The 26239-nt window shown below is 62.7% G+C and carries 20 protein-coding genes; 6 read left to right on the top strand and 14 right to left on the bottom strand.

What is annotated here, in order from left to right:
• Positions 1–776: 776 nt before the first annotated feature.
• The 4 genes from AC3IUA_RS08975 (at position 777) to dmpG (ending at position 4414) form a co-directional block, all read left to right on the top strand.
• Positions 777–1550 carry a glucose 1-dehydrogenase gene (locus AC3IUA_RS08975; protein ID WP_489360131.1) on the top strand — a complete coding sequence of 258 codons (774 nt, stop codon included), beginning with the start codon at positions 777–779 and terminating at the stop codon, positions 1548–1550.
• 75 nt (positions 1551–1625) lie between these two features.
• Positions 1626–2417 (top strand): fumarylacetoacetate hydrolase family protein, encoded by a 792-nt coding sequence (locus AC3IUA_RS08970; RefSeq protein ID WP_489360129.1) that lies wholly within the window; start codon positions 1626–1628, stop codon positions 2415–2417.
• A gap of 31 nt (positions 2418–2448) precedes the next feature.
• The gene (locus AC3IUA_RS08965; RefSeq protein ID WP_489360128.1) at positions 2449–3375 is read left to right on the top strand and encodes an acetaldehyde dehydrogenase (acetylating); all 927 of its coding nucleotides are present in this window, start codon (positions 2449–2451) and stop codon (positions 3373–3375) included.
• A 10-nt stretch (positions 3376–3385) separates the two neighbouring features.
• Positions 3386–4414 carry a 4-hydroxy-2-oxovalerate aldolase gene (gene dmpG / locus AC3IUA_RS08960; RefSeq protein ID WP_489360127.1) on the top strand — a complete coding sequence of 343 codons (1029 nt, stop codon included), beginning with the start codon at positions 3386–3388 and terminating at the stop codon, positions 4412–4414.
• 662 nt (positions 4415–5076) lie between these two features.
• Here dmpG and AC3IUA_RS08955 read toward each other — a convergent pair.
• From AC3IUA_RS08955 to AC3IUA_RS08905, 11 genes are all read right to left on the bottom strand, one after another.
• On the bottom strand, positions 5077–5910 hold the full coding sequence (locus AC3IUA_RS08955; RefSeq protein WP_489360125.1) for an SDR family NAD(P)-dependent oxidoreductase: 834 nt from the start codon (positions 5908–5910) through the stop codon (positions 5077–5079).
• Between the two features lie 11 nt (positions 5911–5921).
• A complete protein-coding gene (locus tag AC3IUA_RS08950; RefSeq protein WP_489360124.1) occupies positions 5922–6689 on the bottom strand; it encodes an SDR family oxidoreductase in 768 nt (255 codons plus the stop codon).
• Between the two features lie 138 nt (positions 6690–6827).
• Positions 6828–8063, bottom strand: a complete 1236-nt coding sequence (locus AC3IUA_RS08945) for a helix-turn-helix transcriptional regulator (RefSeq protein WP_489360122.1) — start codon at positions 8061–8063, stop codon at positions 6828–6830.
• A 170-nt stretch (positions 8064–8233) separates the two neighbouring features.
• Positions 8234–10657: an efflux RND transporter permease subunit gene (locus tag AC3IUA_RS08940; protein WP_489360121.1), complete on the bottom strand. Its 2424-nt coding sequence runs from the start codon at positions 10655–10657 to the stop codon at positions 8234–8236.
• 14 nt (positions 10658–10671) lie between these two features.
• A complete protein-coding gene (locus tag AC3IUA_RS08935; RefSeq protein ID WP_489360120.1) occupies positions 10672–11658 on the bottom strand; it encodes a WD40/YVTN/BNR-like repeat-containing protein in 987 nt (328 codons plus the stop codon).
• Between the two features lie 242 nt (positions 11659–11900).
• The gene (locus AC3IUA_RS08930; RefSeq protein WP_489360118.1) at positions 11901–12851 is read right to left on the bottom strand and encodes a bifunctional OB-fold nucleic acid binding domain-containing protein/MaoC family dehydratase; all 951 of its coding nucleotides are present in this window, start codon (positions 12849–12851) and stop codon (positions 11901–11903) included.
• Positions 12852–12855: 4 nt separating this feature from the next.
• The gene (locus tag AC3IUA_RS08925) at positions 12856–14067 is read right to left on the bottom strand and encodes a thiolase family protein (protein ID WP_489360116.1); all 1212 of its coding nucleotides are present in this window, start codon (positions 14065–14067) and stop codon (positions 12856–12858) included.
• A gap of 93 nt (positions 14068–14160) precedes the next feature.
• Complete coding sequence (locus AC3IUA_RS08920) at positions 14161–15831, bottom strand: DUF1302 domain-containing protein (protein WP_489360115.1); 1671 nt, start codon at positions 15829–15831, stop codon at positions 14161–14163.
• Between the two features lie 67 nt (positions 15832–15898).
• Positions 15899–16984 carry an MBL fold metallo-hydrolase gene (locus tag AC3IUA_RS08915; protein WP_489360113.1) on the bottom strand — a complete coding sequence of 362 codons (1086 nt, stop codon included), beginning with the start codon at positions 16982–16984 and terminating at the stop codon, positions 15899–15901.
• Complete coding sequence (locus AC3IUA_RS08910) at positions 16977–18830, bottom strand: long-chain-acyl-CoA synthetase (RefSeq protein WP_489360112.1); 1854 nt, start codon at positions 18828–18830, stop codon at positions 16977–16979. The genes AC3IUA_RS08915 and AC3IUA_RS08910 overlap by 8 nt, the downstream gene beginning before the upstream one ends.
• Positions 18827–19912 (bottom strand): alkene reductase, encoded by a 1086-nt coding sequence (locus AC3IUA_RS08905; RefSeq protein ID WP_489360110.1) that lies wholly within the window; start codon positions 19910–19912, stop codon positions 18827–18829. The genes AC3IUA_RS08910 and AC3IUA_RS08905 overlap by 4 nt, the downstream gene beginning before the upstream one ends.
• A 255-nt stretch (positions 19913–20167) precedes the next feature.
• Here AC3IUA_RS08905 and AC3IUA_RS08900 point away from each other — a divergent pair, with 255 nt between their 5' ends.
• Together AC3IUA_RS08900 and AC3IUA_RS08895 are read left to right on the top strand one after the other, a co-directional pair.
• The gene (locus tag AC3IUA_RS08900; protein WP_489360108.1) at positions 20168–21496 is read left to right on the top strand and encodes a spinster family MFS transporter; all 1329 of its coding nucleotides are present in this window, start codon (positions 20168–20170) and stop codon (positions 21494–21496) included.
• 68 nt (positions 21497–21564) lie between these two features.
• Positions 21565–21999 (top strand): nuclear transport factor 2 family protein, encoded by a 435-nt coding sequence (locus AC3IUA_RS08895; protein ID WP_489360107.1) that lies wholly within the window; start codon positions 21565–21567, stop codon positions 21997–21999.
• Positions 22000–22104: 105 nt separating this feature from the next.
• Here the strand turns inward: AC3IUA_RS08895 and AC3IUA_RS08890 are convergent, their stop codons facing one another.
• The 3 genes from AC3IUA_RS08890 to AC3IUA_RS08880 form a co-directional block, all read right to left on the bottom strand.
• Positions 22105–23010 (bottom strand): NAD-dependent epimerase/dehydratase family protein, encoded by a 906-nt coding sequence (locus tag AC3IUA_RS08890; RefSeq protein ID WP_489360105.1) that lies wholly within the window; start codon positions 23008–23010, stop codon positions 22105–22107.
• A 102-nt stretch (positions 23011–23112) separates the two neighbouring features.
• Positions 23113–23949, bottom strand: a complete 837-nt coding sequence (locus tag AC3IUA_RS08885; RefSeq protein WP_489360104.1) for an SDR family NAD(P)-dependent oxidoreductase — start codon at positions 23947–23949, stop codon at positions 23113–23115.
• Positions 23950–24157: 208 nt separating this feature from the next.
• Positions 24158–26014 (bottom strand): long-chain-acyl-CoA synthetase, encoded by a 1857-nt coding sequence (locus AC3IUA_RS08880; protein WP_489360102.1) that lies wholly within the window; start codon positions 26012–26014, stop codon positions 24158–24160.
• Between the last annotated feature and the right edge of the window lie 225 nt (positions 26015–26239).

The following is a 26239-nucleotide window of genomic DNA, read 5'->3' as shown; positions in this document are numbered from 1 at the left end:
AATTCTCCCGATCTCACTGCGCCACTGCGCGAGGTGTGATGGATCATCGGATCGAGCGAACAATCATTCATCGTCAAAGCGGACTAGGGCTGGACTCGGTTCCCGCCAATAGCGTGAGCCTGCTCGCGAAGGCGGCCTGACAGCCGGCCTATCTCTTGCGGGTGTACATATCCATTCCTGCGGTAACGGCCACTTATGGTTCCGCCCTTACGGCGTGTCACTTTGGCAAACGCCCCAAAGTAACCAAAGGTCTCGCCCCGGCGTACGGCACCTCGCTAAGGCTCGGAGTTCCCTCGCTCCGGTGTCCATCAGGGAGCGCCGCAATGCGGCGCAGTCAGCTGCGCTGACGGCGCTACGCGCCACCCCCCCTGATGAACACCTCCACTCGGCCTGCCGAAGGGGCGGGTAGATCAAGATCAAAAGCCAAGCAAAAGCAAAAGCGAGGCGGCCTACCGGCCGGCCTGGGCATACGCGTCCCCCTGTAGGAGCTGCCGCAGGCTGCGATCTTTTGATCTTGATTGGGAGCTGCGGTGCGGCGATCCGACTTGCTCGCAATGAAGGTGGCTCTGACAAAGCCAAACCGAGTTGACGGGAAGGCTCAGGGCGTGAAGGCGAAGTGTCAGGCAATGAGGATGTTGGATGTACTGTCCCCTTCGCGAGCAGGCTCGCTCCCACAGGTTTTGTGCCCTGCTTGCTAGTCCATTGAGACGATGCCCTGCCTAACCACGACAGCGATAGTAAACGCATCCATAGTCGACCCCACGGAGCAAGGGCCCATGAGTATTTTGCAGCGTTTCCAAATGGACGGCAGCGTCGCCATCGTCACCGGCAGCGGCCGGGGTATCGGTCGGGCGATTGCCCTGGCGTATGCCGAAGCCGGCGCCGATGTAGTGTGCTCGGCGCGCTCGCTGGACGAGGTACAGGCCGTGGCCGAAGAAGTTCGTGGTCTGGGCCGGCGCGCCCTGGCGTTCGCCTGCGACGTCAACGATGCCGAGCAACGCCATGCGCTGGTGCGCCACAGCGTTGAGCAAATGGGTCGTATCACTCATCTGGTGAACAACGTCGGCGGTGGCGGGCCCAACGATCCGCTGGCTATGACGCCTGAGCAGTTCGCCCAGGTGCTGAACTTCAACGTCGCCACCAGCTACGCCTTCTGCCAGTTATGCGTGCCGCTGATGCGCGAGGCCGGTGGCGGCAACATCATCAATATCAGCTCGGTGGCGGCGCGCTATGCCCAGCGCCATTTCAGCGCCTACGGCACGGCCAAGGCTGCCCTCAGCCACCTGACTCGCTTGCTGGCCCAGGACTTTGCGCCGCAGATCCGGGTCAACGCCGTCGCCCCCGGTCCCACCCTGACCGAAGCGCTGAACGGCGTGATGCCGGCAGCCATGCGTCAGGTCATGGAGACCAACACCCCGCTCAAATGCCTGGGCACCCCACAAGACATCGCCGCCGCCGCGCTGTACCTGGCCAGCCCCGCTTCGGCCTGGGTGACCGGCAAGATCATTGATGTCGATGGCGGTGCCGACTCGTCGGTCTGGCCCGGCTAAACCGACTCCTTTGGGCCCGTCCCTGTTGATGCAGGGGCGGGCTTTTTTTCTTCCCACCCATCTGGAGCCCTCGCCATGGACGCCCATTTGATCAACGCGCTCGGTGACGAACTGTTCAACGCCCTGCGCAACCGACAGACACTGGCGCCCCTGACCCGGCGCTATCCGCAGATCACCCTGGAGCAGGCCTACGGGATTTCCCTGCAGTTCCTGCTACGCCGCGAAGCCCTTGGCGAGCAGGTGATCGGCAAAAAAATCGGGGTCACCAGCCGCGCCGTTCAGGAAATGCTCGATGTCCACCAACCGGACTTCGGTTTCCTCACCAATGCCATGCAGGTCGAGGATGGCAGCGATGTCAGCCTGGCTCGCTATAACTTGATCCAGCCCCGGGCCGAAGGCGAAATCGCCTTTATCCTTGGCGAAGACTTGCAAGGCCCGGGCATCAGCGCCGAGGACGTGCTGGCCGCCACTCAATCGGTGGCGCCATGCTTCGAGATCGTCGATTCGCGGATCGACGACTGGCAGATCCGCATCCAGGACACAGTGGCCGATAACGCATCCTGTGGCGTGTTCGCCCTTGGTACTCAGCGCATCGACCCGCGCTCACTGGACCTCGCCGCGGTGCACATGCAACTGCTGAAAAACGGCCAGCCGGCAGGCTCGGGCCTGGGCTCGGCGGTGCAAGGTCACCCTTGCGCGGCAGTGGCCTGGCTGGCCAATACCCTGGGCGAACTGGGCATCCCGTTCCGCCGGGGCGAAATCATTCTCTCCGGTGCCCTGGCGCCGCTGGTCCCGGTGGTGGCCGGCGACCGTATCAGTCTGTCCATGAGCGGGCTCGGCGAAGCCAGCCTGCACTTTGTCCCTTGATCACCCCTTCCCTCCTCTGGAGCCAAAGACCATGAGCAAAAAGATCAAATGCGCGCTGATCGGGCCGGGCAACATCGGCACCGACCTGCTGTACAAACTGATGCGCAGCGAGGTGCTCGAACCGGTGTGGATGGTGGGCATCGACGCCACCTCCGAAGGCCTGGTGCGGGCTCGCGAACTGGGCCTGAAAACCACCTCCGAGGGTGTCGATGGCCTGCTGCCCCATGTCCTCGATGATCAGATCCAGATCGCCTTCGACGCCACCTCGGCCTACGTGCACGCGCAGAACTCGCGCAAGCTCAATGCCCTGGGCGTGTTGATGATCGACCTGACCCCGGCGGCCATCGGCCCATACTGCGTGCCGCCCGTCAACCTCAAGGCCCAACTGGGCCTGGGCGTGATGAACGTCAACATGGTCACCTGCGGCGGCCAGGCCACCATTCCGCTGGTGGCGGCGGTGTCCAGCGTGCAGCCGGTGGACTACGCGGAAATCATCGCCACCGCTGCCTCCAGGTCGGTCGGCCCCGGTACCCGGAAAAACATCGACGAGTTCACCCGCACCACCTCCAGTGCGGTGGAAAAGGTCGGCGGCGCGAAGAAAGGCAAGGCGATCATCATCATCAACCCCGCCGAGCCGCCGCTGATCATGCGCGACACCGTGCACTGCCTGACTGCCAGCGAACCCGACCAGCCGGCGATCACCGCCGCCATCGAGGCAATGATCAAGCAAGTGCAACGCTATGTGCCCGGTTACAAGCTGGTCAACGGCCCGGTGTTTGACGGCAATCGGGTGTCGATCTTCATGGAAGTCGAAGGCCTGGGCGATTACCTGCCCAAGTACGCCGGCAACCTCGACATCATGACCGCCGCCGCGGCGCGCACCGCCGAGATGTTCGCCGAGGAAATCCTCAAGGGCGAACTGGTGCTGCAAGCCACTGCCCAAACCGCCCACGCATAAGGAGCCGACCATGGATCTTCGCGGCAAAAGCATCACCGTTCACGACATGTGCCTGCGCGATGGCATGCACCCCAAACGCCACCAGATCAGCCTGCAACAGATGAAAGATATCGCCTGCGGCCTCGACGCAGCCGGCGTGCCGCTGATCGAAGTCACTCACGGTGACGGCCTGGGTGGCAGCTCGGTGAACTACGGCTTCCCGGCCCACACCGACGAGGAGTACCTGTCGGCGGTGATCCCCTTGATGAAAAAGGCCAAGGTCTCGGCGCTGCTGTTGCCGGGCATTGGCACTGTCGACCACTTGAAAATGGCCCATGAGTTGGGGGTCAACACCATTCGCGTGGCCACCCATTGCACCGAGGCCGATGTCAGCGAACAGCACATCTCCCACGCCCGTGGCCTGGGCATGGACACCGTCGGTTTCCTGATGATGGCCCACATGAACGGCCCTGAAGGTCTGGTCAAGCAAGGCTTGCTGATGGAAAGCTACGGCGCCAACTGTATCTACCTGACTGACTCGGCCGGCTACCTGTTGCCCCATGACGTCAGCGCCCGTGTGACGGCGATGCGCGCGGCGCTCAAGCCGGAAACCGAGATCGGCTTCCATGGCCACCACAACCTGTCGATGGGCGTGTCCAACTCGATCGCCGCGATTGCCGCCGGGGCCAACCGTATCGACGCCGCCTGCGCTGGCCTCGGCGCCGGTGCCGGCAACACGCCGATGGAAGTGCTGGTGGCGGTGTGCGACCGTATGGGCATCGACACCGGCGTCAGCGTGTTCGGTATCCAGGACGTCGCCGAAGATTTAGTGGTGCCGATCATGGACTTCCCGATCCGTAGCGACCGCGATGCCCTGACCATGGGCTACGCCGGGGTCTACGGTTCGTTCTTGCTGTTCGCCAAGCGCGCCGAGAAGAAATACGGAGTCTCGGCACGGGAAATTCTCGTCGAGATGGGGCGGCGGGGAATGGTTGGCGGCCAGGAGGACATGATCGAAGACACCGCCATGACCCTCGCCCGTCAGCGGCGGCAGGGGTAAGGCTTTGTGTGGCGATGGTTTTTTTCAGGTGTACATATCCATTGCTGCGGTTACGGCTACTTAGGGTTCCGCCCTTACGGCGGGTCACTTGGAAAAGCCCCAAGTAACCAAGGGCTCTTGCCCCTTTCGTTCGGTGCCTCGCTAATGCTCGGCATGCCCTCGCTCCGGTCCTGCTCCGTGGGCCCGCCGCCATCGGCCATCCATGGCCGGGGGCGGCTAACCCGGCATCCATGCCGGGTTGCCCACTGCGCAGAACCTGCGCTCGGCCTCTCGAGGGGGCAAGAAGATCAAAAGCCAAAGCAACACGAGGCGGCCTGACAGCCGACCTGATTTTCGCGGATGCACCTGATCCCCTGTAGGAGCGCGGACAGGCAAGTAATCAGGTCGGCTGTCAGGCCGCCTCGCTTTTGCTTTTGATTTAGGCGCCCCTTAAAACCACGATGGCCGAACGCAGGCGAGGCACCGAGTGGTGGGGCAAGAGCCCTTTGGTTACTTTGGGGCTTTTCCAAAGTGACCCGCCGTAAGGGCGGAACCCTAAGCAGCCGTAACCGCAGCAATGGATATGTACCCGGTAAAACCAAATATCCCAGTCGGCTTTCAGGCCGCCTTCGCGAGCAGGCTCGCTCCCACAGAAAAATACCCGGTTCTATCCGGTCAACGGCCTATCGCCAATCAGCAACAATCCCATGCTCCAACGCAAACGGCTGCGCGGCAATCGTCCGGCGTTGAAACTCCGGTGCCTGTTCGGCAGTGGCCAGCCACAGCATGACTGCCGCCGGGACATGGGGCGGTGCGCTGCCGGAGCGCAGAGCGATCAATCCTTTGTCGCCGATGGTGGCCTTGAGCGCTTCGGTGGTGACCACCCCTGGATTAAGGGTATAGGCGCGAACGCCGAGATCGCCCAACTCCGTGGTCAGTACTCCGGACAACCGTGACACTGCCGCCTTGCCCGCACCGTAGGCATAACCCCAGCCCCCCTTGCCCGCCGCCACCGGTGGGTCGCTTTCGCCAGCGCCGGAGGTGACGTTGATCACCACTCCGCCGCCGCGCGCCACCATATGTTCGGCTACCGCCCGGGTCAGGATGAATGGCGTAAGGATGTAGCCCTTGAACATCCGCTCCAGGGTTTGCGCTTGCAGGTCCATGAACCCGGCATTGAGGTCGCTGCCCTGATAGATCGCGTTGTTGATCAGCACGTCGATGCGCCCGTACTCGGCCAACACCGCCTCGCAGGCGCCGAGGGCCGAGGCACTGTCGAGCAGGTCCATCGGCACTACGAGCACCCGGCAACCGAGCTCGCGCAACGCTTGGGCGGTGCCGTTGAGGCTGCCGGCCAGCGGCGCTCCGGCGGCATCGCGCAAGGCGTGTTCATGTTGCTCGCCCTCGTTGAGGGTGCGGGCGCTGATCGCCAGGTCGAAACCGGCACGGGCGAACGCCAGTGCCGCCTCGCGGCCGATACCCCGGCTGGCGCCGGTGATGAATGCCACCTTGTTCATACGGGTTCCTTTTAGAAGCGCGGAGCGCGGACCATGGCATCCATACCGCCATCGACGAACACAACGCTGCCATGGACAAACGATGCTTGCGGCGACTGCAGGAACGCCACTACTGAGGCGATCTCATCAGGTCGCCCGGAGCGACCCAGGGGGGCGACGAACTCGCGGGTCGACTTGCCAAACCGTGCATCGTCCAGCGAGGCCTGGTGCAACGGGGTTTGCACCGCGCCTGGCGCCACCACGTTCAACCGCATGCCCTGCTTGCCCCAGCTCACAGCCAGGCTACGGGCGTGTTGACTGATGGCGTATTTGGAGGCGGCATAAGCGACGTGAGGCTCGCCGAGGGTGTTGGCCAACTCCAGTGACTGGGCCTCATCGCCGGCGAGCATCATTTCGATCATCGGCTGGCCGTCAGGGCCCGTATGAGTCGCCGCCACCGAGCCGATCACCAGCGCTGCCGGTTGTTGGCTTTTGGCCAACGCCCCTTGCAGGCCGTCCAGCAACTGACTGACGCCGAAGTAGTTGACCGCCAGGATCAACCCGCAGGTGGGCGCAGTGACACCGAGCCCGGCGCAGCAGATCAGTCCGTCGAGGACCCCGCCACTCTGCTCAAGCACTTGTGCGATGGCCGCGTCACGCCCTTGGGCGGTGGACAGGTCGGCGATCACTTCAGCGTTGCTGCGATCGATCCCGATGACCTGGTGTCCGGCTGCGCGCATGGCTGCGCTGACGGCGGCACCGATTCCCGAGGCGCTACCGGTGATGGCTGTTATAGGCATGGTGGTTCTCCGTGATAGGTCACCCAGTATCGACAGGGCGATTACCTGGAGGCATCGTCTATGCGGACTAAAAAAGAGGGGGCGTCGGTGAGCGTAGCGCCGGGCAGCCAGTGCCGGCCCGGCGGAGGGTTTGGAGAATCAGGCCTGGCGGTAGACAGGCACAGCCAGTTTCAGCGGCGGCACCTTGATCTTCTCGGCCACTTTCAACGTCAGCTTAGGTTTTCCCAAGGCCACCACGCTGTTGAGCAGGATGCGCACCAGCTCGGTCTGGCGCCTCACGCCGGTCTTGGAGAAGATTGAGCGCAAATGGGCCCGGGCGGTGTTGCGCCGGATGTTCAAGGCTTCGGCGGCTTCCTCCAGGGACAGGCCGTTGGTCAATTCCATGGCCAACGCCGTCTCGGCCTTGGTCAGGTTGAACAACTGTTTGGTCACCGCTTCGCTGGCCAGTGATTTGCTCGCTGCGTCACGGATGTACACAAGCGCCGCCGGCTGGCCCTTCTCCTCGGCCCAGTCCAGGGACGGGATCGATTCAACCACTACACCGAGGTTGACCAGCCCGGAAGGACGGGTCACCGACATGGCCTCGGCGCTTTTCGGGGCATCCGGGGAGAACGCGCCGCGAATCAAGCGTTGCAGCTCGCGGTTGTCGCTGGGATAGGTCGCCTCCAGGCGCCCGCCCACCAGTTTGAGGCCGTCGGACAGGGCAAGGATTTCCTGGGCCACCGGATTGATCTGCAACACGCTGCCGCTCTCGTCAAGCACAAGGGTAGCGACCGACAAGCGGCTGATAGCCTGGGAATACAACTCGCTCAGCGACTCGCTACGGTCCAGCAGGTTGTGCAACTGCAAGGCCCGGCGCAGGTGCGGCAGGAACATGGCGCACAGCGCCCGCTCGTTAGCGGAAAAGTTGGGGGAGCGTTTGGGGCGGGTGATACGAAAGCGGACCTTGCCGCCGTCCGGAGTGGAAACGTCGGCGCCCATCACGTGGTACACGTCGTTGGGACCGCAGAATGCCTTGAAGTAGGCGCTGTGTTCCCACTCCGTGGAGGTCATGATGTCATCGACGGTGAACACACGATCCAGCGGCTGGTTGACGAACGGCGTGTTGGTTCGTGGATAAGACATGTAGTTGACATCACCGGCGCCTTCGATATCGCCGGCCATGATCATCACACCCATGTCGGGTTGGTCCGGCACCCGCAGGATCAGGGTGACGTAGTTGGCATCGTAGAGTTTGAGGAAGCTCTTGAGGGCGTTGGCCATCAGTTTCGGATCGAGCGCGCCTTCGTAGACTTCGCCCACCAGCTCATTGAAGCGCGTGAGGTCCAGGCCAAGAGTCGCCAGGGCTTCAGGGGTCAAGACAACTTCTTGCATAGTCTTCTCCTCGCTCGGGTAAGGACGGTGTCCTTCCCTTGTTATTTTTATAATTTTGGCCAGGGAGAGTTTAAGCTCTCCCTCTTGACTGCAATTGCCCGCCGGGGCCCGCGAATCAGTTTCCCTATCACCTGCGTACCCCGCAATAGGCGGGGCAGGTTTATTTCTTGCTACTGAGAATCACGCGCAGCCGGGCTGTTCTTCAGCTGGAACTGACCATGTTGTGCCGCTGGCTGGCGTACCCGTTCGGTGACCAACGGTCGCCCGCGATTGAACCAGGCCGCCAGCGCCGGCAGGAGGAAAATCGCCCCCAGCACGTTGACCAGGAACATGAAGGACAGCAACACGCCCATATCGGCCTGGAACTTCAGCGGGGCGAACGCCCAGGTGCAGACGCCAATCGACATGGTCACGGCAGTGAATACCGCCGCCGTGCCACGTTGGCACATGGCCTCGTAGAAGGCTTCGCGCAGGTTGGCGCCCCGCAGCATTTCGTGCTGGATACGCTCGTACAGGTAAATGCCGTAGTCGACCCCCACGCCCACGCCCAGCGCCATCACCGGCAAGGTGGCGACTTTCAGGCCGATTCCGAGCATGGTCATCAGTGCGTTGCACAGGATCGCGACAATCGCCAGCGGCACCAGAATGCACAGCACCGCGCGAATTGACAGGAAGGTCAGCCAGCAAAACAACGCCACCGAACCGAACAGCGCCCCCAGCATGATGATTTCGGCGCGTTTGACTGCCTCGTTGGAAGCCGCCATCACCCCGACGTTGCCACCGGCCAGGAGGAATTCGGCTTGTGGCGAATTGACTTCGGCAATGATCCGCTTGGCTTCATTGATCGCATGGCTCACGGTGCTGCCTTCGTGGTCGGCCAGGAACACCAGGATCTGCATCTGCTGGCAGCCGTCGGTCACCAGCCCGTCATCCGGTATGTAGGCCCTCGCGCCTTGGCTGAGGCCACGGGAGGAACCTGGAATCGCCGCCCAGCGCGGATTGCCTTCGTTATTGCCGGCGATCACCCGCTTGCCCATGTCCGCCACGCTCTGGATCGACTGCACCCCTGAGACGGTGCGCATGCGGAAATCGAAGGCTTCCACCGCACGCATCACGGCGGGCGACAGGCAACCTTCCTCGACGCCCTTGACCTGGACGAACACCGACATCACATCGAGCCCGATGGCGTAGCTACTGATGATCTTGGCGTTGTCCTGGTTGTAGCGCGAATCCGCCCGCAGCTCCGGCGCGCCCGCGCCGATATCGCCCACCGCCAGGTCGCGAGCCTTGTAGGCCCCGGCCAGCAACAGCAAGATGCTGATCGCAAACACCCCGAGGGCAGGCCCCGGTTCGGCCAGCGCCGACAGGCGCCACCACAGGCGGTGTCTGCCCACCGGCCGGGATTGCGCCCGCTGCAACAATGCAGGTTCAAGGCGCAGGTAGGAAATGATGATCGGCAGCATCAGTTTGTTGGTGATGATCATCAGCATCACGCCGATGCAGGCGGTCACCCCCAGTTCGTGGACGATGGGAATGTCGATCAGCATGATCACCGCAAACCCCAGGGCGTTCATCAGCAAGGCCAGAGAACCGGGGATGAAGATCTTGCAGAACGCCGAGCGCGCCGCTTCCCGGGAGGTGCTGCCGGCCAGTACATCCTGCTTCCAGGCATTGGTCATCTGCACTGCATGGGAAACGCCGATGGAGAAGATCAGGAACGGCACCAGGATCGACATCGGATCAATGCCCAACCCCAGCAGCGGCAACAGGCCCAACAGCCAGACCACCGGCAGCAACGCCACCACCAGCGCCACCACGGTCAGGCGCAGGGAACGGGAATACAGCCACAGCAGCAACCCGGTAATCACGAAGGCCACGACAAAGAAGCCGATCACCGTGTTCAGCCCTTCAACCACATCGCCCACCAGTTTGGCGAAACCGACGATATTGATCTCGATATCGGGGCTGTTGTACTTGGCGCGGATGTCTTCCAGGCGTTTGGCGATCTCGACATAGGACACTGGCTTGCCGGTCGCGGGGTCGGTGTCCTGGAGGTCGGCGCGGACCATGGCCGACTTCAGGTCATTGGCCACCAGACGGCCAACCTGCCCGGAAGCCGCCGTGTTGCTGCGCACCTGCGCCAGGTCTTCGGTGGTACCGCTGAAGCGCGGTGGCACCACCACGTCGCCGAAGAAACCTTCTTCGGTAATTTCGATGTAGCGCACGTTGGCGGTAAATAGCGACGTCACGCTGGGACGACTGACCCCGGAGATGAAAAACACATCGTCAGTGACTTTGCGTAGGGTCTCAAGGTACTCGTTGTTGTAGATGTCGCCCTCGCCCTTCCAATGCACGCTGACCAGCAGGCGGTTGGCGCCGGTGAAGTAGCGGCTGAACTTGAGAAAGTTGACCATGTACGGATGCGTCACCGGGATCTGTTTGTTGAACCCCGGATCCAGCTGCGTATGGGTGGCACTGTAGCCCAGGCCCAGGGTGATCAGCACAAACAGCAACAGCAGCCCCTTGCGCCAGGCCATCAGGTGGTCGGCGCATGTTTCGACGCAGCGCGTCACCCAGTGTTTACCTTGATTCATTGCCCGCCTCTCATTTACTGGGTGGCCTGAGTGGCCGCTAGGGCAGCGACGCTGCCACCTGAACCTTGCAATACACCGCGCTCGCCGCCGACCAGCAGCCGCGAGCCAACCATCGTCGCGGAGGTCAACGTACCGAGCCCGGACAGGCGCCCGACACCGACCAGTGCACCCTGTGCATCCAGGCGCACCACCGAGCTGCCTGCGCCGACGATGACTATCCCTGAGTGATCGGGCAGCACCACATGGCCGTACAGCGGCAGTTGGTTACCGACGTTGATCTGGGTCCAGCTGTCGCCGAAGTCGTGGCTGACGAACACATGCCCGCGCATACCGTAGGTCACCCAGTTGTCCGCGCTCAGGCGCACGATGCCGAACAGTGAACCGCTGTAGAACACCGGCAAGGTCTGCCAGTGCTCGCCGGCATCGGCCGTGCGCAACACCAGGCCCTGCTCGCCCACCAACATCCGCCGACCATCGTTGCCGCCGGTCATACTGTTCAGGTGCGCGCTGTCGATATCCAGGGCCTGGGGTGTCCAGGTCTGCCCGGCATCGGCGGATTGATAGAACTTGCCAAAACTGCCGAACGCCATGACGTTGTCGCCACCCGCGGTCCAGATCCCCAGCAGCGGTTCACCCAGATCGGCGTCGTAGCGTATTTCTTGCCAACTGCTACCGGCGTCCATGGAACGCAGGATCCAGCCGTCATGCCCGACGGCGAGCAAGCGCTTGTCGTCCAGTGCCACCACGGCAGTCAAAGTGGCATTGCGCTGCGTGGCGACGCTGGCTGGCTGCCAGCTGACGCCCTGGTCATCACTGAGCAGGATGCTGCCGCGCTCGCCCACGGCTACCACGCGCGAGCCCAGATTGAGCAGGCCGTTGATCTGTACACGGTCCGGGCGCGTGGCCAGCAGTTCCGCTTGAGAGGGAGTTTTGGGGGAAAAGGTGAAGCCAATGGTCAGGGCGACCACCAGGCAGACCAGATAGCCAATCACCGAGCGCATGAGGAGCACTCCTGTTCAGGGCACGCGTGCATAAGGCAAGTCATAGGGCCAATCCTCTTGTTCTTGTCAGGCGCCAGGGCATGCGAGGCAAGCGATGTGGGCATTGCCTCAGAGGGATAGTCGGGGGTAGGTCGGTTTGAAACATCGTCCAAATGGCTTACATGAAGCGAGTGACGCGGGGGTGTGCAGAGTGGCGCGCCAGAGCCGTCCACGGCGTGGCCGTGGACGGCTAGGCACAACAATCAGGCGAGGTAGAGAATCACCAGATCGTTAATAACCGACGGCCGGTCGTGGCCGACCACGTGGGTGTTGAGTTCCAGTGTCAGCTGGGTGCCGCGCGCCGACAGCTCGACTTTTTTCACCCGTGCCCGCGAATGAATGCGCGAGCCGGCCGGCACTGGCGCCGGGAAGCGCAGGCGGTCGGAGCCGTAGTTGATCTGGGTGGTGAAACCGCTGATCTCGAAGCCCAGCGCCAGTTTCATCCGCGATTGCAGCACTTGCACCAACGCACCGTGGGCAATGGTGCCGCCGAACGGACTTTGCAGGCGCGCCCGCTCCGGGTCGGTATGGATCCAGTAATCATCGCCCGACAACAGGGCAAAGGCGTCGATCAGCGCCTGGTCGACCACCACGACATTGCTCCAGTCGCTGAACTGCTCGCTGACCAGGGTCTGCAAGGCCGGTCCATCGTTCAGGTCGATCTGCCGGGCAGCCGGTTGTTCCGACGCCACAGGTGCCGGTTCGCTGTCCTGCACGGGCAGCGGCTCAAGGCTCGCTGCATCCTTGTCTACACCGGTAAAGCGCAGCAGGCGGTTACCCTTGGCGTCGACTTCGGCGAACACTGGTTGCAATGGCATGCCAATGCGAATTTCGTCTTCGTCCAGGCCGACCAGGTTGGTGTTGATGCGCACGCCTTCGGCCAACTCGACCACCGCCAGCTTCTGCGGCATTTCATCGATAAAGTCAGGCAAGGTGGCAATGCGCGTCACGGTGTAGCTGTACAGCGTCGCGGTACCGTCAACTTCGCGCCAGGCCAGGTCATGTTCCAGGCACGCCGTGCAATGCCGGCGGGGGTAGAAGTTCCAGTGCGCACAGGCGTTGCATTGCTGGATCAACAGGCGGCGAGCCTTCAGGCCCTCCCAGAACGGTGCGGAGATCTGCGTCGCGACCGGCATCGGTTTGTTATTGGACATGTGCTTATGCTCCCTGAAGTATCAATGCGCCCTGCTCGCTCATCACGCCGCCGGTGCCGGAGACGTAGACGGCGTCGCAGCGCCCCAGTTGGCGCTCACCGGCAGTACCTGCGATCTGCGTCACCGCCTCGATCACCTGGCTCATGCCACCGGCCGAGGCCGACTGACCGAAACTGAGTTGCCCGCCGTGGGTGTTCATCGGGAAATCGCCACGCCAGGTCAGGTCGTGTTCGCGCACGAACGCCATGCCCTCACCCTTGGCACAGAAACCGGCATCTTCCAGGGTCAGCAACGTGGTGATGGTGTAGCAGTCGTAGATCTGCGCGGCGTCGACGTCCTTGGGCTTGAGCCCGGCCATGGCAAAGGCTCGCTGGGAAGCCGGGCCAATCGGCGTGTTGAGCATGTCCTCGGCATAGGTCGGCGACTTGAACGCCAGGTGTTCGCCAAACCCGGTTATGAACGCCGGACGCTTGCGGGCGCGCGCCGCCACTTCCTTGTTGGTGATGATCATTGCGGCGCCACCGGCCACCGGCATGACGATTTCCAGGACGTGCAGCGGGTCGGCGACCATTTTGCTGGCCAGTACCTGTTCGATGGTCAACGGTTGGCCGTAGAACATTGCTTGCGGATTGGCCAGGGCGTTGGTGCGCTGGTCGACGGCGATCTTGGCCATCGCCCGCTGGTCGTAGTCGTACTGTGCGGCATAACGTTGGGCGATCATCGCGTAGCCAGTGTTCTGGCCCATGTGCCCGTAAGGCAGGTCGAATTCGGCTTCGGGCGCGCCAAACGCCGTGCTGTGTCCACCGAAACGCATGGACCGGGCCATCCAGCCGGGGTCCTCATCGGGGCCGAACGGCGCCATGCGTGCAGGGATAACGCACAGCACTGCCTGGCACAGCCCCAGTTCGATGGCCGCGGCGGCGCGCCAGACCATGCCCACCGACGTGCAGCCGCCCAGGTCCACCACTTCGGCGAAGTTCAGGCGCAAGCCCAGATACTCGGCGGCCATCGCCGGTACGAACACCGAAGCTTCATGAAAATGCGGGCCGTTGATCACCAGTCCATCGAGGTCCGAGGCCTTGAGCCCGGCATCACGCAGGGCCTGGGCCGCCAGGTCGGCGACTTGCTCAAGGTGAAACATCTTGGGCGCGGTCGCGTACTTTTCCGGTTTGTATTGTGCGGTGCCAACAATGGCCGCATGCCCTTTGAGCCCCATAGTGCCTCCATGCCGAAGCGTTACGCTGCGGCGATTTCCAGGTTGTGTTGAAGGTCCGGGCACGTGAAAGCGACCCGGTCCTTGAGTGGTCGATCAGAAGGTGTATTTCATCGAGAACGTGGCGTAGTCGCGGTCGGCGAACGGACGATTGATCGCGTCCGCGTCACCCAGGTAGCTGATGTACCTCAAGCCGACTTCCAGATTGCCGAGGTACTTGAAAGTGGTGCCCATACTCAGGCGTCGGTCACCTTGCATGCCGGAGATGCTGCCGGCCATGGGCGTCGCGCCGCTGAAGACGTTGGAGAAACTGAAGGGCACTTCCAGATCCCAGCCTTGGAAAACTCCCGGATAACTGAACGATGCGCCCACGGTGTAGGCACTGGCAGACTTGGTGCGCCGTCCACCTCTGGTGTTGTAGGTATAGTCATCAGAAGGTGCCACTAAAGCGGCCACGGCGGGCACTAGGTTAAGGCCTTGCAGGTTGGGCGCGGCCGAAGTGGATTCGACGCTGTCAACCTCCACGCGGATGACTTCGGCGGTCAGTGTGGTCTGGCTGGCCCAGGGACGGTTGCCCAGGATACGCATCGCCGACAACTGCATTTGCTGGCCCTTGCCCTTGGCTGGCGTTGCGCCGAGGCCGGTATTGACCATCACTGGAGCACCGTCGCGGTACGACCATTCGCCGCCTACCTGAACGTCACCGAGCTTGGTCGTGGCGCTGATACCGGTCAGCTTGATGTCTTCGAAGTACTTGATCCGATAGCCATTAGGGCCAGTCATGGCAAACAGACCGCCACCCAGCGCTAACGGGTCGTACCCCACCAACGCGCTGGCCGGATTCTTGTCGTGGTAGTTGACGTGGAACAGCGACATCTCGATCGCCGGTACCGGGCGATAGCGCACTTGCACGCCCCACTGGCCACTATCACGCGGCTCGTCGGTCCCGCGATAGGCGACCCTTTGACCGTTGGCGTAAAGGAACTCACGGCCAGGCCCCACCACATCGCTGCCAGACAGGTAGCTGCCCACCGGCGGTAGTTCGGTGCCCTTCCATTCGTATTGCACGTACGCACCGAAGCTCAAGCTCGGATTGATGCGGTATGAACCGGAGAACTGACCCACCGGCAACAGTATTTCCTTGACTTCAACACCTGGCTGGGACGCTTTTACCGCGTCGGAAGGGTTTTGTACGCCGTTCACACCCGGGTAGAACAAACTCTCGCCCCAGGATTCGATGTGCCGCCCGGCCTTGACGTCGAGCATGGTGTCGTTGTCGAAGCGCCAGCCGCTGAACACATAGGCATCCAGCAGTTTGCTACGACCGCCACTGTAGTAACGGGTGTCACTGGTGAACTCGTCATTGCTGCCGGTTTTGTTCACGGTGGCGGGCGAATCGTTATCGTTCCCGCTGTGGTAGACGTCGTCGTAGAAGGTACTGCCGCGAACCACGGCGCCGTAGTTGTCCTTGCGCAGGATCACTTCGCCCAGCGCGCCCACACGGTTGGTGGTCAGGCTGCCACTATCGAAGTTACGGTTGGCATCGTCGGCGTTGACCGTCAGCAAGCGATCGCTCTGACTGCCGGTGCGCACACCAATGCCGTAGCTGGTGGTCACCGACCAGTCCATGGTCAAACCGTTGTCGAACTCGATCGTATCTCCGGCCCATACCGGCGTGGACACCAGCGCAATCGCCGCCGCCAGGCTGCTGACCTGAAATGCGCTCGAAACCATGACCGTAGAGTTATTTTTGTTTTTGTTGATCACACTGACTCTCCTCAATGGCAACCGGTTGGCTGCCTGGAATGTTCAACACTGCTGCCGTGCCGTCCGCTCAAAACACGCTGAGCGGTGTAACCGCGCACGCTCCCCTTACAGCACGCCGGTAGCGATAGCGCCCCCGGTCCTCTTCCCGCGCAAGCGACCCTTCGGCCACCAGGTAGTTGGCATGGGCCAACGTTTCGCCCAGCGCCATCAGTTCGTCGAAACGTCCCGACAGCTTGGGAAACAAAACGGCCATCAGTTCGAGGGCAGTACGCGGCTCGTCACAGTTGGCCAGCAGCAGCGCCAGATGCGCCCGGTGATGCGCCTCCAGTTGATCCAGGCGCTGATGCAAATTGAAGAACGGCCGCTCGTGCGCCGGCAGCACCAGCACGCTGTCGGGCAAGCTGCGCAAATGCTCGATGGAATCGAGCCAGTCGCGCAGCGGGTTGGCCAACGGCTCCGTGGCATGCACGCCGACGGTGGAGGTGATGCGCGGCAACACCTGATCGCCGGAGATCAGCAAGCCATCATCGGCGGCATACAGACACGCATGTTCCGGCGAGTGGCCGCGCCCGATGACCACCTGCCAGGTGCGGCCACCGATATTCAGGAAACTGCCCTCGCGCAAACGGCGGTAATGGTTCAGCGGCGCCGGCAGGAAATGCGCGTTGCTCATCACCGAGAACATTTCGGTGCTTTGCTCGTCAGCCACGCCGGCCTTGCGGTAGAAGTCGAGGAAGTCCCAGCCCGGTGGTTGACCGGCGGGGAACCTGACGTGCAGCGACTGGAACTCGCTGGCGGTCATGTACACCGGGCAGTGAAAACGCTCCGAAAGCCACGCGGCCACTCCGGCATGGTCGGAGTGAAAGTGGGTGCAGACCACCGCCAGCAGTGGCAGGCCAGCACACACTTCACTCAGCACCCGGTCCCAGACTTCGCGGGTCTGCTCGGTGTTCATGCCGGTGTCCACCACCACCCAGCCATCGGTGTGGCGCAGCAAATAGAGGTTGATGTGGTCCAGGCGAAACGGCAGCGGCATACGCAGCCACCACACCCCCGGCGCCACCTCGCGCACCTGTCCGGAATCGGGCGCCTGTGGCCACGGATACCGCAGACCGCCGCGCAGTTCGTGACCGTTCTCGTCGAGATCAGTCATGGCTGGCCACCGCAAAAGGCGTCAGGCCTGCCCGCGTCAGGGCCTCTACCGAATAAGGGACATAGGTGCGGGCTTGCTCGTCGCGAATAAACAGAGGATCGCTGCAACGTGTCGGGCAGTAGCCCTGGCGCTGCAGATCGACCTTGCGCAACTTGAAGCTGGCCGTCAGGTCTGCCGACCGGGTGACGCGTACAAACACCGGGGCCGCATAGCGCGGCAGGCGTGCGTCGGTCAGGGCGTACAGAGCATCAGGGTCGAAAGCCTGGTCCGGCTGCATCAGCACCGCAGCCATGCCGGCGCGACCTTCATGCCCTGGTACCTGAACGCCATAGACATTGATCAGCTCCAGGCCCGGCAGCTCGCTCAAGGCGTCCGCCACTTCCTGGGTCGAAACGTTCTCGCTCTTCCAGCGATAGGTGTCGCCGATGCGGTCGACGAAGTAGCAGTAACCGTCGGCGTCCTCGCGCAGCAAATCGCCAGAACTCCACCAGGCGTCGCCCTCGCGCAGCACGTTGCGACGAATCTTGCTCTCGGTGGCCGAGGCACTGGTGTAGCCCTCGAAGCGCCCGCCGCCAATCTCCGGGTGATCGACAATGAAGCCCATCGCCTCGCCGATCTCGCCCACTTTGCAAACTTGATAGAACCCGTTTTCGTCACGAGGATGGCAGTCGTTCTCGATGTCGTAACGCACCAGCCGCAGGTTGGTTTTGTTCCAGTCCGGCACGCGGCCGCAGGAGCCGAAATAGTTGTCGACGTTGATCACCGCGGCATTGGCCTCGGTGGCCCCCCAACCCTCGAACACCTGGATCGGACCGAAGCGTTCCAGCCAGCGCTGCCAGGTGTCCGGCGACAGTCCGGCACCGAGCATGCAGCGCAAGCTGTGCTCACGGTCGCGCGCCTGTACCGGTTGGTTGAGCAGGTAGCGGCAGATCTCGCCGATGTACTGGAAGATGCTGATCTGGTGACGCGCCACGTCGTTCCAGAACTCGCGCACGCTGAACTTGCGGCGCACCACGATGGCCGCCCCGGCGCGCAGCGCGGTAGAGGTCACTGACGTGGCGGCCGCGCCGTGGTACAGCGGCAGGCAGCAATAGAACACATCTTCGCAAGTGGCTTGCAGGGTGGCTTCCATCACATCGCCGGAGGACATCCAGCGCATGTGGCTGTAGCGCGCCGCTTTGGGCAAACCGGTGGTGCCCGAGGTAAAGATCAGCAGGGTTGGGGTCTGCGCATCAATATGCGAGCGGATATCACGTGGGAACGGTGTGCGCGGGGCTTTCTCCAGGCGCGCATCGAAATGCCCGTCGATGCCTTTGGGCAGCGCGCCGGTCCAGGGATTTTCCGGGTCACGTATCAGCCAGCACGGCAGCTGCGGAAAGTCTTCGGTGGCCTGTACATTGGCCAGGCATTCTTCGCCGATGACCAACGCCTTGGCATCGGTGGTTTGCAACGCATGCAGCAACGGTCGGCCGCTGACCTGGGTGTTGATGAAGGCCACCACCACCCCGAGCTTGACCAGACCGAACCAGGTGCAGAAGAACGCCGGGCGATTTTCCATGGCCAGGGCGCAGACATCGCCAGCGCGCAGACCATTGGCATAAAAGGTATGGGCCATCTGATTGGCCCGCGCGTCGACCTCGAAGTAACTCAGGACCTGCTCGCCGTAGATCAGGAACGGCCGTTCGCCCTGCTCACGTGCCTGGTGCTCCAGGCGGTCGGCCAGGGTATAGAGGTCGCCCGGCTTGATCAGCCCGGCAGCGGCCGAGCGTTGATCGAGGAGCATCTGAGTCTGCTCCCGTGGCACCGGGCGGGTCGGCAGGATGCCGGTCAAGTCGTTCAGATTCATTGCGCCACCTCTTGGGCGATTACTTGATAGGCGGGGTAATCCGAGTAGCCGGCCGAGCCCGGCGTGTAGAGGGTCTTGCGGTCGAAGCGGCTCAGTGGCAGGCCACGCTTCAAGCGCTCCACCAGATCGGGGTTGGCAATAAAGTGACGACCAAACGACACAGCAGCCCCCTCGCCCGACGCGAGAGCGGCACTGGCCGAAGGGCCGTCGAAACCATCGTTGAGAATCAAGGCATGGGGACTGTGCCGACGCGCCAGGGCGAAGGCATCGAGGTCATCCAGCGGCGAGCGCATGATGTGCAGGTAGGCCAGGGACAACGGCGCCACGGCGTCACACAAGGCCGCAGCCGTGGCAGCCGGGTCGCGGTCGTCAATGTCGTTGTAGGGGTTGCCGGGGCACAGGCGAAAGCCGACGCGGCCAGCGCCAATCGCATTGGCCATGGCCTCGATCACTTCCTTGGCAAAACGCACCCGCCCCGCCACATCACCGCCGTAGGCATCGCTGCGCTGATTGCTGCCCGAGGCCATGAATTGCATCGGCAGATAACCGCTGGTGCAGTGCAGCTCGACACCATCGAAGCCGGCCTGGCGCGCATTCAACGCGGCCTGGCGATAGTCTTCGATGACCTCGCGAATGCCTTGCAAGGTCAGCGCCTGTGGCTCGTCGGTGTCCACCAGGCCCACGGCATCGCTGAACACCTGGGTTCGCGCACGCAGCGCCGAAGGTGCTACCGTGGCTGCCCCCGCCGGCTTGTTGTGCTGGCTGGCCGCGCGGCCGACGTGCATCAGCTGCAGAACGATGCGCCCGCCCTCGGCATGCACCGCCTCGGTGACCCGCTGCCAACCGGCGATCTGTTCGCTGCTGTAGATGGCCGGGGTGCGGCAATAGCCCAGGCCACTGGCGGAGGGCGCGCTGCCCTCGGCCACGATCAACCCGGCACTGGCACGCTGGCGGTAGTACTCGACCATGGCGCTGCCGGGCACCGCATCGGCAAGGGCGCGGCTGCGAGTCATGGGGGCCATGACAATGCGATTGGCCAGTTGCAGCTCGCCCAGGGCGACCGGCTCGAACAAGACGCTCATTTCAATTCCTCAGCTTCTTATTGTTTCCAGGCTGTCGCAGGGCTTGCCGCAGCGAGGGCAAGCGCTGACATACCAGCGAATATGGGCTGAATGATTGACGTTGAACGCGAGCGAAACATCGTCCGACAAGACTAGGTTCGGTATCGTGTGCAGCAGTTCGTCCGGGGACGTAAAAAATGGTCTGTACGGACGATGATAAAAACCCCAGGCGAACCGAACATCGGGCTAACCAGAACAAAACCGGGAGCACCCGCAGTGAACCAATCCCCCCCCGTGACATGGCGAACGCATTACGCGCTTTTCGTGCTCGCCAGCATCTATGTGTTCAACTATATCGACCGCCAGTTGATGGCGATTCTGATCGAGCCGGTGAAGCTTGAATTCGGCATTTCCGACACCCAGATCGGCCTGCTCTCGGGCGTGACCTTCGCAGTCTTCTACACCGTGTTCGGCTTCCCGATGGGCCGCCTGTCGGACCGTATCGGGCGCAAGCCGGTGATCGCCTTCAGCTGCATTGCCTGGAGCTTTATGACCATGCTCTGCGGTATGGCCGGCAGTTTCCTGAGCCTGGTGCTGGCGCGGATCGGCGTAGCCGTTGGCGAGGCTGGCGGCACGGCGCCGTCGGTGGCAATGGTCTCGGATTTGTACCCGGCCAACCGTCGCTCCACGGCCCTCGCGGTGCTGATGCTCGGTTCCAGCCTGGGAGCGATTGTCGGTCTGGGCCTGGGCGGCTGGATTGCCCAGCACCACGGTTGGCGCTATGCCTTCTTGCTGATCGGTGCTCCCGGAATATTCCTTGGCCTGCTTCTGCTACTGACCGTACGGGCGCCCCAGCGCGAAGCGCCACTGGGTAGCGTCCCGGCGCAAGAGGATGGCTGGTTCAAGACCCTGGTCGAGCTGCTGCGCACACCCTCGTTCCTGTGGCTGGTACTGACCGGCGGCGCGGCGGCGATTGCCGGCTATGCCATCGGCACCTGGAGCCCGAGTTTCCTGATCCGCTCCCACGGTCTCAACCTGCAAGAGGCCGGGTTCCTGGTGGGCGTGGTGGGTGGCACCGGTGCGACCGTCGGCACCCTGGTGTGCGGCATGCTCACCGACCGCATGGCGCGGCGCGACGCAGGCTGGCAAATCGGCGTGCCGTTGCTGGGTACGCTGATCAGCATTCCTTTCGCCCTGGCGTATTTCCTCTGGCCCCAAGGCACGGCGTTCCATATCGGCAGCATTGCCGTTCCGCAAGCGTTCCTGTTCTACAGCGCTTTTGCCTTCTTTGGCGTGTGGTGGGCAACGCCATGCCTGGGCGCCATTACCCATCTGTTCCCGTCCTCGCGACGGGCCCAGGCCACGGCGATTTTCCTTATGTCCATGACCCTGCTGGGCGTCGGCATCGGACCGCTGGTGGTGGGCATGCTCAGCGACTTCTTCATACCGACCCTGGGCGATGAATCCCTGCGCTATGCCCTCGCTTCGTCAGTGTCACTGCTGGCGCTCGCCAGCGTGTTCCTGGCCTTGGCACTGCCCCGTTATCGCCAACAAATGAACAACCCGGCCCCGCCCCTCGTTCCGGTCCAGACCGTCAGCGCCTGAACCCTTCCCCACACCACCGCGCCGCTGGAAACCTGCCAGGTTCCAGCGGCTTTTTAATGAGGGTCACCATGAGTACCAGCGCCGTACAGATCAGCAACCTGCTCTATCGTTACGCCGAATGCCTGGACCGCGGGCAACTGGTCGAGGCCGCCGAGCTGTTTCGTCATGCCCGCATCAAGGTACGAAGCCAGGGTGACTTCCTTGATCACACCGCCCTGCTGGGCATCTGGCAACAGCGAGTCAAGCTCTATTCCTGCGGCACTCCCCGTACCAAACACATCATCAGCAACCCCATCATCGACATCGATGAAGCCTCGGGAACCGCGACGGTTCGTTCCTATTACACCGTGCTGCAGGCGACTGACGACTTGCCCCTGCAATCTGTCGCTGCCGGGCGTTACCACGATGAGTTCGAGCGCGTCGACGGGGTTTGGCGGTTCAGCTTTCGTGATTATTCGCAGTTGGAAATGATGGGCGACTTGAGCAGGCATTTGGTGATGTAGACGCAATGAAGCCCAACAGGCTTGAACCTGCTGGGCTTCACATAGCTTGGCTTCAAGCGTCCGCTTCCCCCGAGGCGCGAGCCACGGAAAAACGACCCGCGTCACTCATGCGCGGTACTGACTGACCACCTCGCCAATCGCTCGCTGAATGTCACCACGCACATAACCGAGCAAGGCCGTTTCCGTGGCGTTGGGCTCGTAACTCACGGTGCTCCCGCGACCGGTGTAAATCGCTGAATCCGGCAGCATCGGGTGCTCCTGATCCAGCGCCGGCACCTCTGCATCGTTCCCGGCAGCGCGCAGGAAGCTCTGAAAGTATTGCGCATAGCTGAGGTTTTCATCCCCCACCAAATAAGCCTTGCCCGACTCGCCACGCAGCAGCCCACCGAGGATCGCCTGGGACAACGAGCGGGTGGAAATGAAATTGCTGCCACCGGCCGGGCCGAAGAATGGCATCGGCGCAAACTGGCCTTCGGCATAGCGCGTGTAGGCTTCGAACATTTCTACCTTCAGCCCTGGCACCGCGCCGACCACGAAGGGTGCGTTAATGCTGCACACCTTGAAATCGGCGGTGGCCAGGGCGCGCACGGTCTCGTCCGCCAGGTGCCGCGAGCGTACGTAAGGCGCGGTGTCGATCAGTTCCGGCGCAACCTGCGGGTAGAAACTGCCCACCAGCACTGCTTGTTTGATGCCCGCGCTGCGTGCCAGCTCGAAGAGGCGCGGAATGGCCTCGACGTTGGCTCGCTGCCAGTGTGCGTCAATGTCGCCATCCTGCGGTACGTGACGGATGTCGTTGCCGGCGGCAAACACCAGGGTGTCGAAGCACGCCAGATCGTCGTGGCTAAACGTACCGGCGACGTAATCGCCCTGCAGCTGCTTCAGTTCGGCCAAGGCGCTGCCGGCGGCAGCTGGTTTGCGTCCGGCGATGGTCACGTCGTGGCCGTTAGTCTTGAGGTACAGAGCGGCATGACCGCCGATCAGGCCGGTCCCGCCAATCACGAGTATCTTCATCGGATATTCACTCTTGCTTGAGCCCGGGTTCGGGCAGATTCGGTGGGCGTGCCCAGACAATCCCGGGCACAGAGAGCAGCAACCCCGCGCAAAGCGGTGTGTTCAGAAGTTGAAACCGTTGCCGCTCATCACCGGCATGTTGGTCCAGGTGCCTCGCGGATCGCGGTACCAGCCGGCGGCGGCCAGCGCCCCGCCATCCACGTGCAGGGTGGTGCCGGTCATCCAGGCGGCCAACGGGCTGGCGAGGAACAGCGCTGCACCGGCCATGTCCTCGACCTTGCCGAAGCGGCCGAGGGGAATCCAGTGGGGGATTTGCTCTCGGTGCTCGGCGCCAATCATCGCTGAAATCGGCAGTTGCGGCGTCTCGGTGGATTCGGGGGCGATCTGGTTGACACGAATGCCCACCGGCCCCAGTTCCAGCGCCAGGCTTTTGGTGAAACCGCCAATGGCAGATTTGAAGGCGGCGTAGACGCTGCAGTTGGGGATGCCCCGGAAGCCTTCGATCGACGACACACTGATGATGCTGCCACCGGCACCCTGACGGCGAAGCAACGGCAACATGGCGCGCGTCACCCGGAAGATATGTTGCAGGTTGACAGCGTACAGGCGATCAATGTCATCGTCGGTGTAGCTGTCGAAGGGTTTGAAGATCATCAGCGAATCGCCGACGTTGTTCACCAGCACGTCGAGGCCGCCGAAGCGCGCCTCGACCTGTTCGGCCAAGGCCGCCACCTGCTCCTTGCGAGTGATATCGCCTTCCACGACCAGCGCCTCGACCTCGGCGGCTTCCAGCCAATCGCGCACCTGCGCGGCCCGTTCGGCATCGACTTCAGCCACCACCAGGCGTGCACCCGCGCGGCCGAAAGCCTCGACTATCGCCCGTCCTATACCCACGCCACCACCGGTGACGAGAACCGTCTTGCCTTTGAAATCGATCATGCTGCCATCCTTTTTATTCTTGTGCTGTTGATGGACCTGCGGTTGATTCGCAGATAACCCAGGTACAGATTTGGTGCGCAGTTGGCCCGGGATTATTTGCAACTGCCCGCAAGCCGGGCATCGTCCGATGGGACTACCCTCGAAAAGGCTGGCGGGTTATCGGTTCGGTTGGCCGGCGGCTGTTGGACGGGTACAAACCGCCGGGTCATCAGGCAAGAGGGGCGAAGGCCTTCAGACCGACACGGGCCAGCAACTCGGCCGAGTACGGCTGATAGCTGCGGCTGCTTTCATCACGGATGTACAGCGGATCGGCAAACGCCGTCGGTGCATAGCCCTGACGTTGCAAATCGACCTTGCGCAGTTTGAAGGTACTGGTCAGGTCGGCCGCGGCCGACACTCTCACGAAGATCGGTGCGGCATAGCGCGGCAGGCGCGCCTCAGTCAGCGCGTAGAATGCCTCGGGGTCGAAATCCTCGCCCGCCTGCATCAGCACCGCGGCCATTCCGGCGCGACCTTCGTGCTCAGGAACTTGAACGCCATAAACATTGATCAGCTCCAGTCCCGGGAGATCACCCAGGGCATCGGCGACTTCCTGGGTGGAAACGTTCTCGCTCTTCCAGCGGAAGGTATCGCCGATGCGATCGACGAAGTAGAAGTAACCGTCCTCGTCGTAGCGCAGCAGGTCTCCCGAACTCCAGTACGCATCGCCCTGGCTGAAGACATTGCGGCGAATCTTGCTTTCGGTGGCCTGCGCCGAGGTGTAACCCTCGAAGCGGCCGCCACCGATATCCGGATGATCGATGATAAAGCCCATACCCTCACCGATTTCGCCGACCTCGCAAAGACGGTAGAAACCCTGCTCGTCGCGCGGATGACTCTCGCTTTCAACGTCGTAACGGACCAGGCGCATGTTGGTCTTGTCCCAGAACGGCACACGGCCGCAGGCGCCTGGGCGGTTATCCAGATTGATGATGCTGGTGTTGGCCTCGGTAGCGCTCCAGCCCTCGAAAATCCGGATCGGACCGAAACGCTCCACCCAGCGCTGCCAGGTCTCCGGGGTCAGGCCCGCGCCCAGCAAGCAACGCAAACTGTGTTCACGCTCGCCATCGACCACGGGCTGATTGAGCAGGTAGCGGCAGATTTCACCGATGTACTGGAAAATGCTGATGCGGTGGCGGCGGATGTCGTTCCAGAATTCGCGGACACTGAACTTGCGGCGGATCACAATACTCGCCCCGACGCGCAGCGCAGTGGCGGTCACCGACGTGGCGGCCGCGCCGTGGTAGAGCGGCAAGCAGCAGTAAAAAACGTCCTCGGTCGTGGCGTCGAGGGTGACTTCCATCACATCGCCGATAGACATCCAGCGCATGTGGCTATAGACCGCCGCCTTGGGCAAACCAGTGGTGCCCGAGGTAAAAATCAGCAGACACGGCGTCTCGGCCGGCAGCTCGGCGCGCAGCTCCCGAGGGAACGCGCTGCGCGGTGCAGCCGCCACCTGCTCGGCGAATACGCTATCGACCCTGGCGCGCAATGCTTCGCTCGCGGGGTTCTCGGTGTCCGGCATGAGCAACCAGGGCAAGTCCGGCAGGCCATCGGTGGTCAACAGATTGCTGAGGCACTCCTCCCCCACCACCATGGCCTTGGCTGCGGTGGACTCCAGTGCGTGCAGCAACGCTCGACCGCTCACCTGGGTATTGATAAAGGCCACCACTACACCCAGTTTGGCCAAGCCAAACCAAGTGCAGAAAAACTCCGGGCGGTTCTCCATGGCGATGGCGCAGACATCGCCCGGGCGCAAACCGCGAGCGTGGAAGACGTGCGCCAGCTGGTTGGCGCGCGCATCCACTTCTGCGTAGCTCAGGCGCTGCCCGGCATAAATGATGAACGGGCGCTCGGCGAAACGCCTGGCCTGCTCTTCCACGCGGTCGGCGATGGTGTTGCGGTCCGCCGGCTTGATCTGTCCACTGGCCACTGCCCGGCGATCGAGCATGGCTTGGGTCTGCTCGCGGGACACAGTCCCGTTGTCGAGATACGCGGGTTGACTCAGCTCATTGAAACCGTTCATTCCTGACTCCGTAGAAAACCTGCCATTGCTGCCAGCGCTGGACGCCTGGTCGAGTGCGCAGCGAATAATTAACGCTGCCCGCCAGAACAACATCGTCCGATAAGACTAAAAGGATTCGGGACGGCCAATCGGCAGAACAACCATGCACGCCACCGTTAACTTGCCGTTCCAGGCTGGGCGCTCCAGTGCCTGTAGTCTGAACGGACGTCGCCCCACCTTCTCTAC

The organism is Pseudomonas sp. KH_050 (genome assembly GCF_057838875.1).
This window is presented reverse-complemented; position numbering and strand designations above follow the sequence as displayed.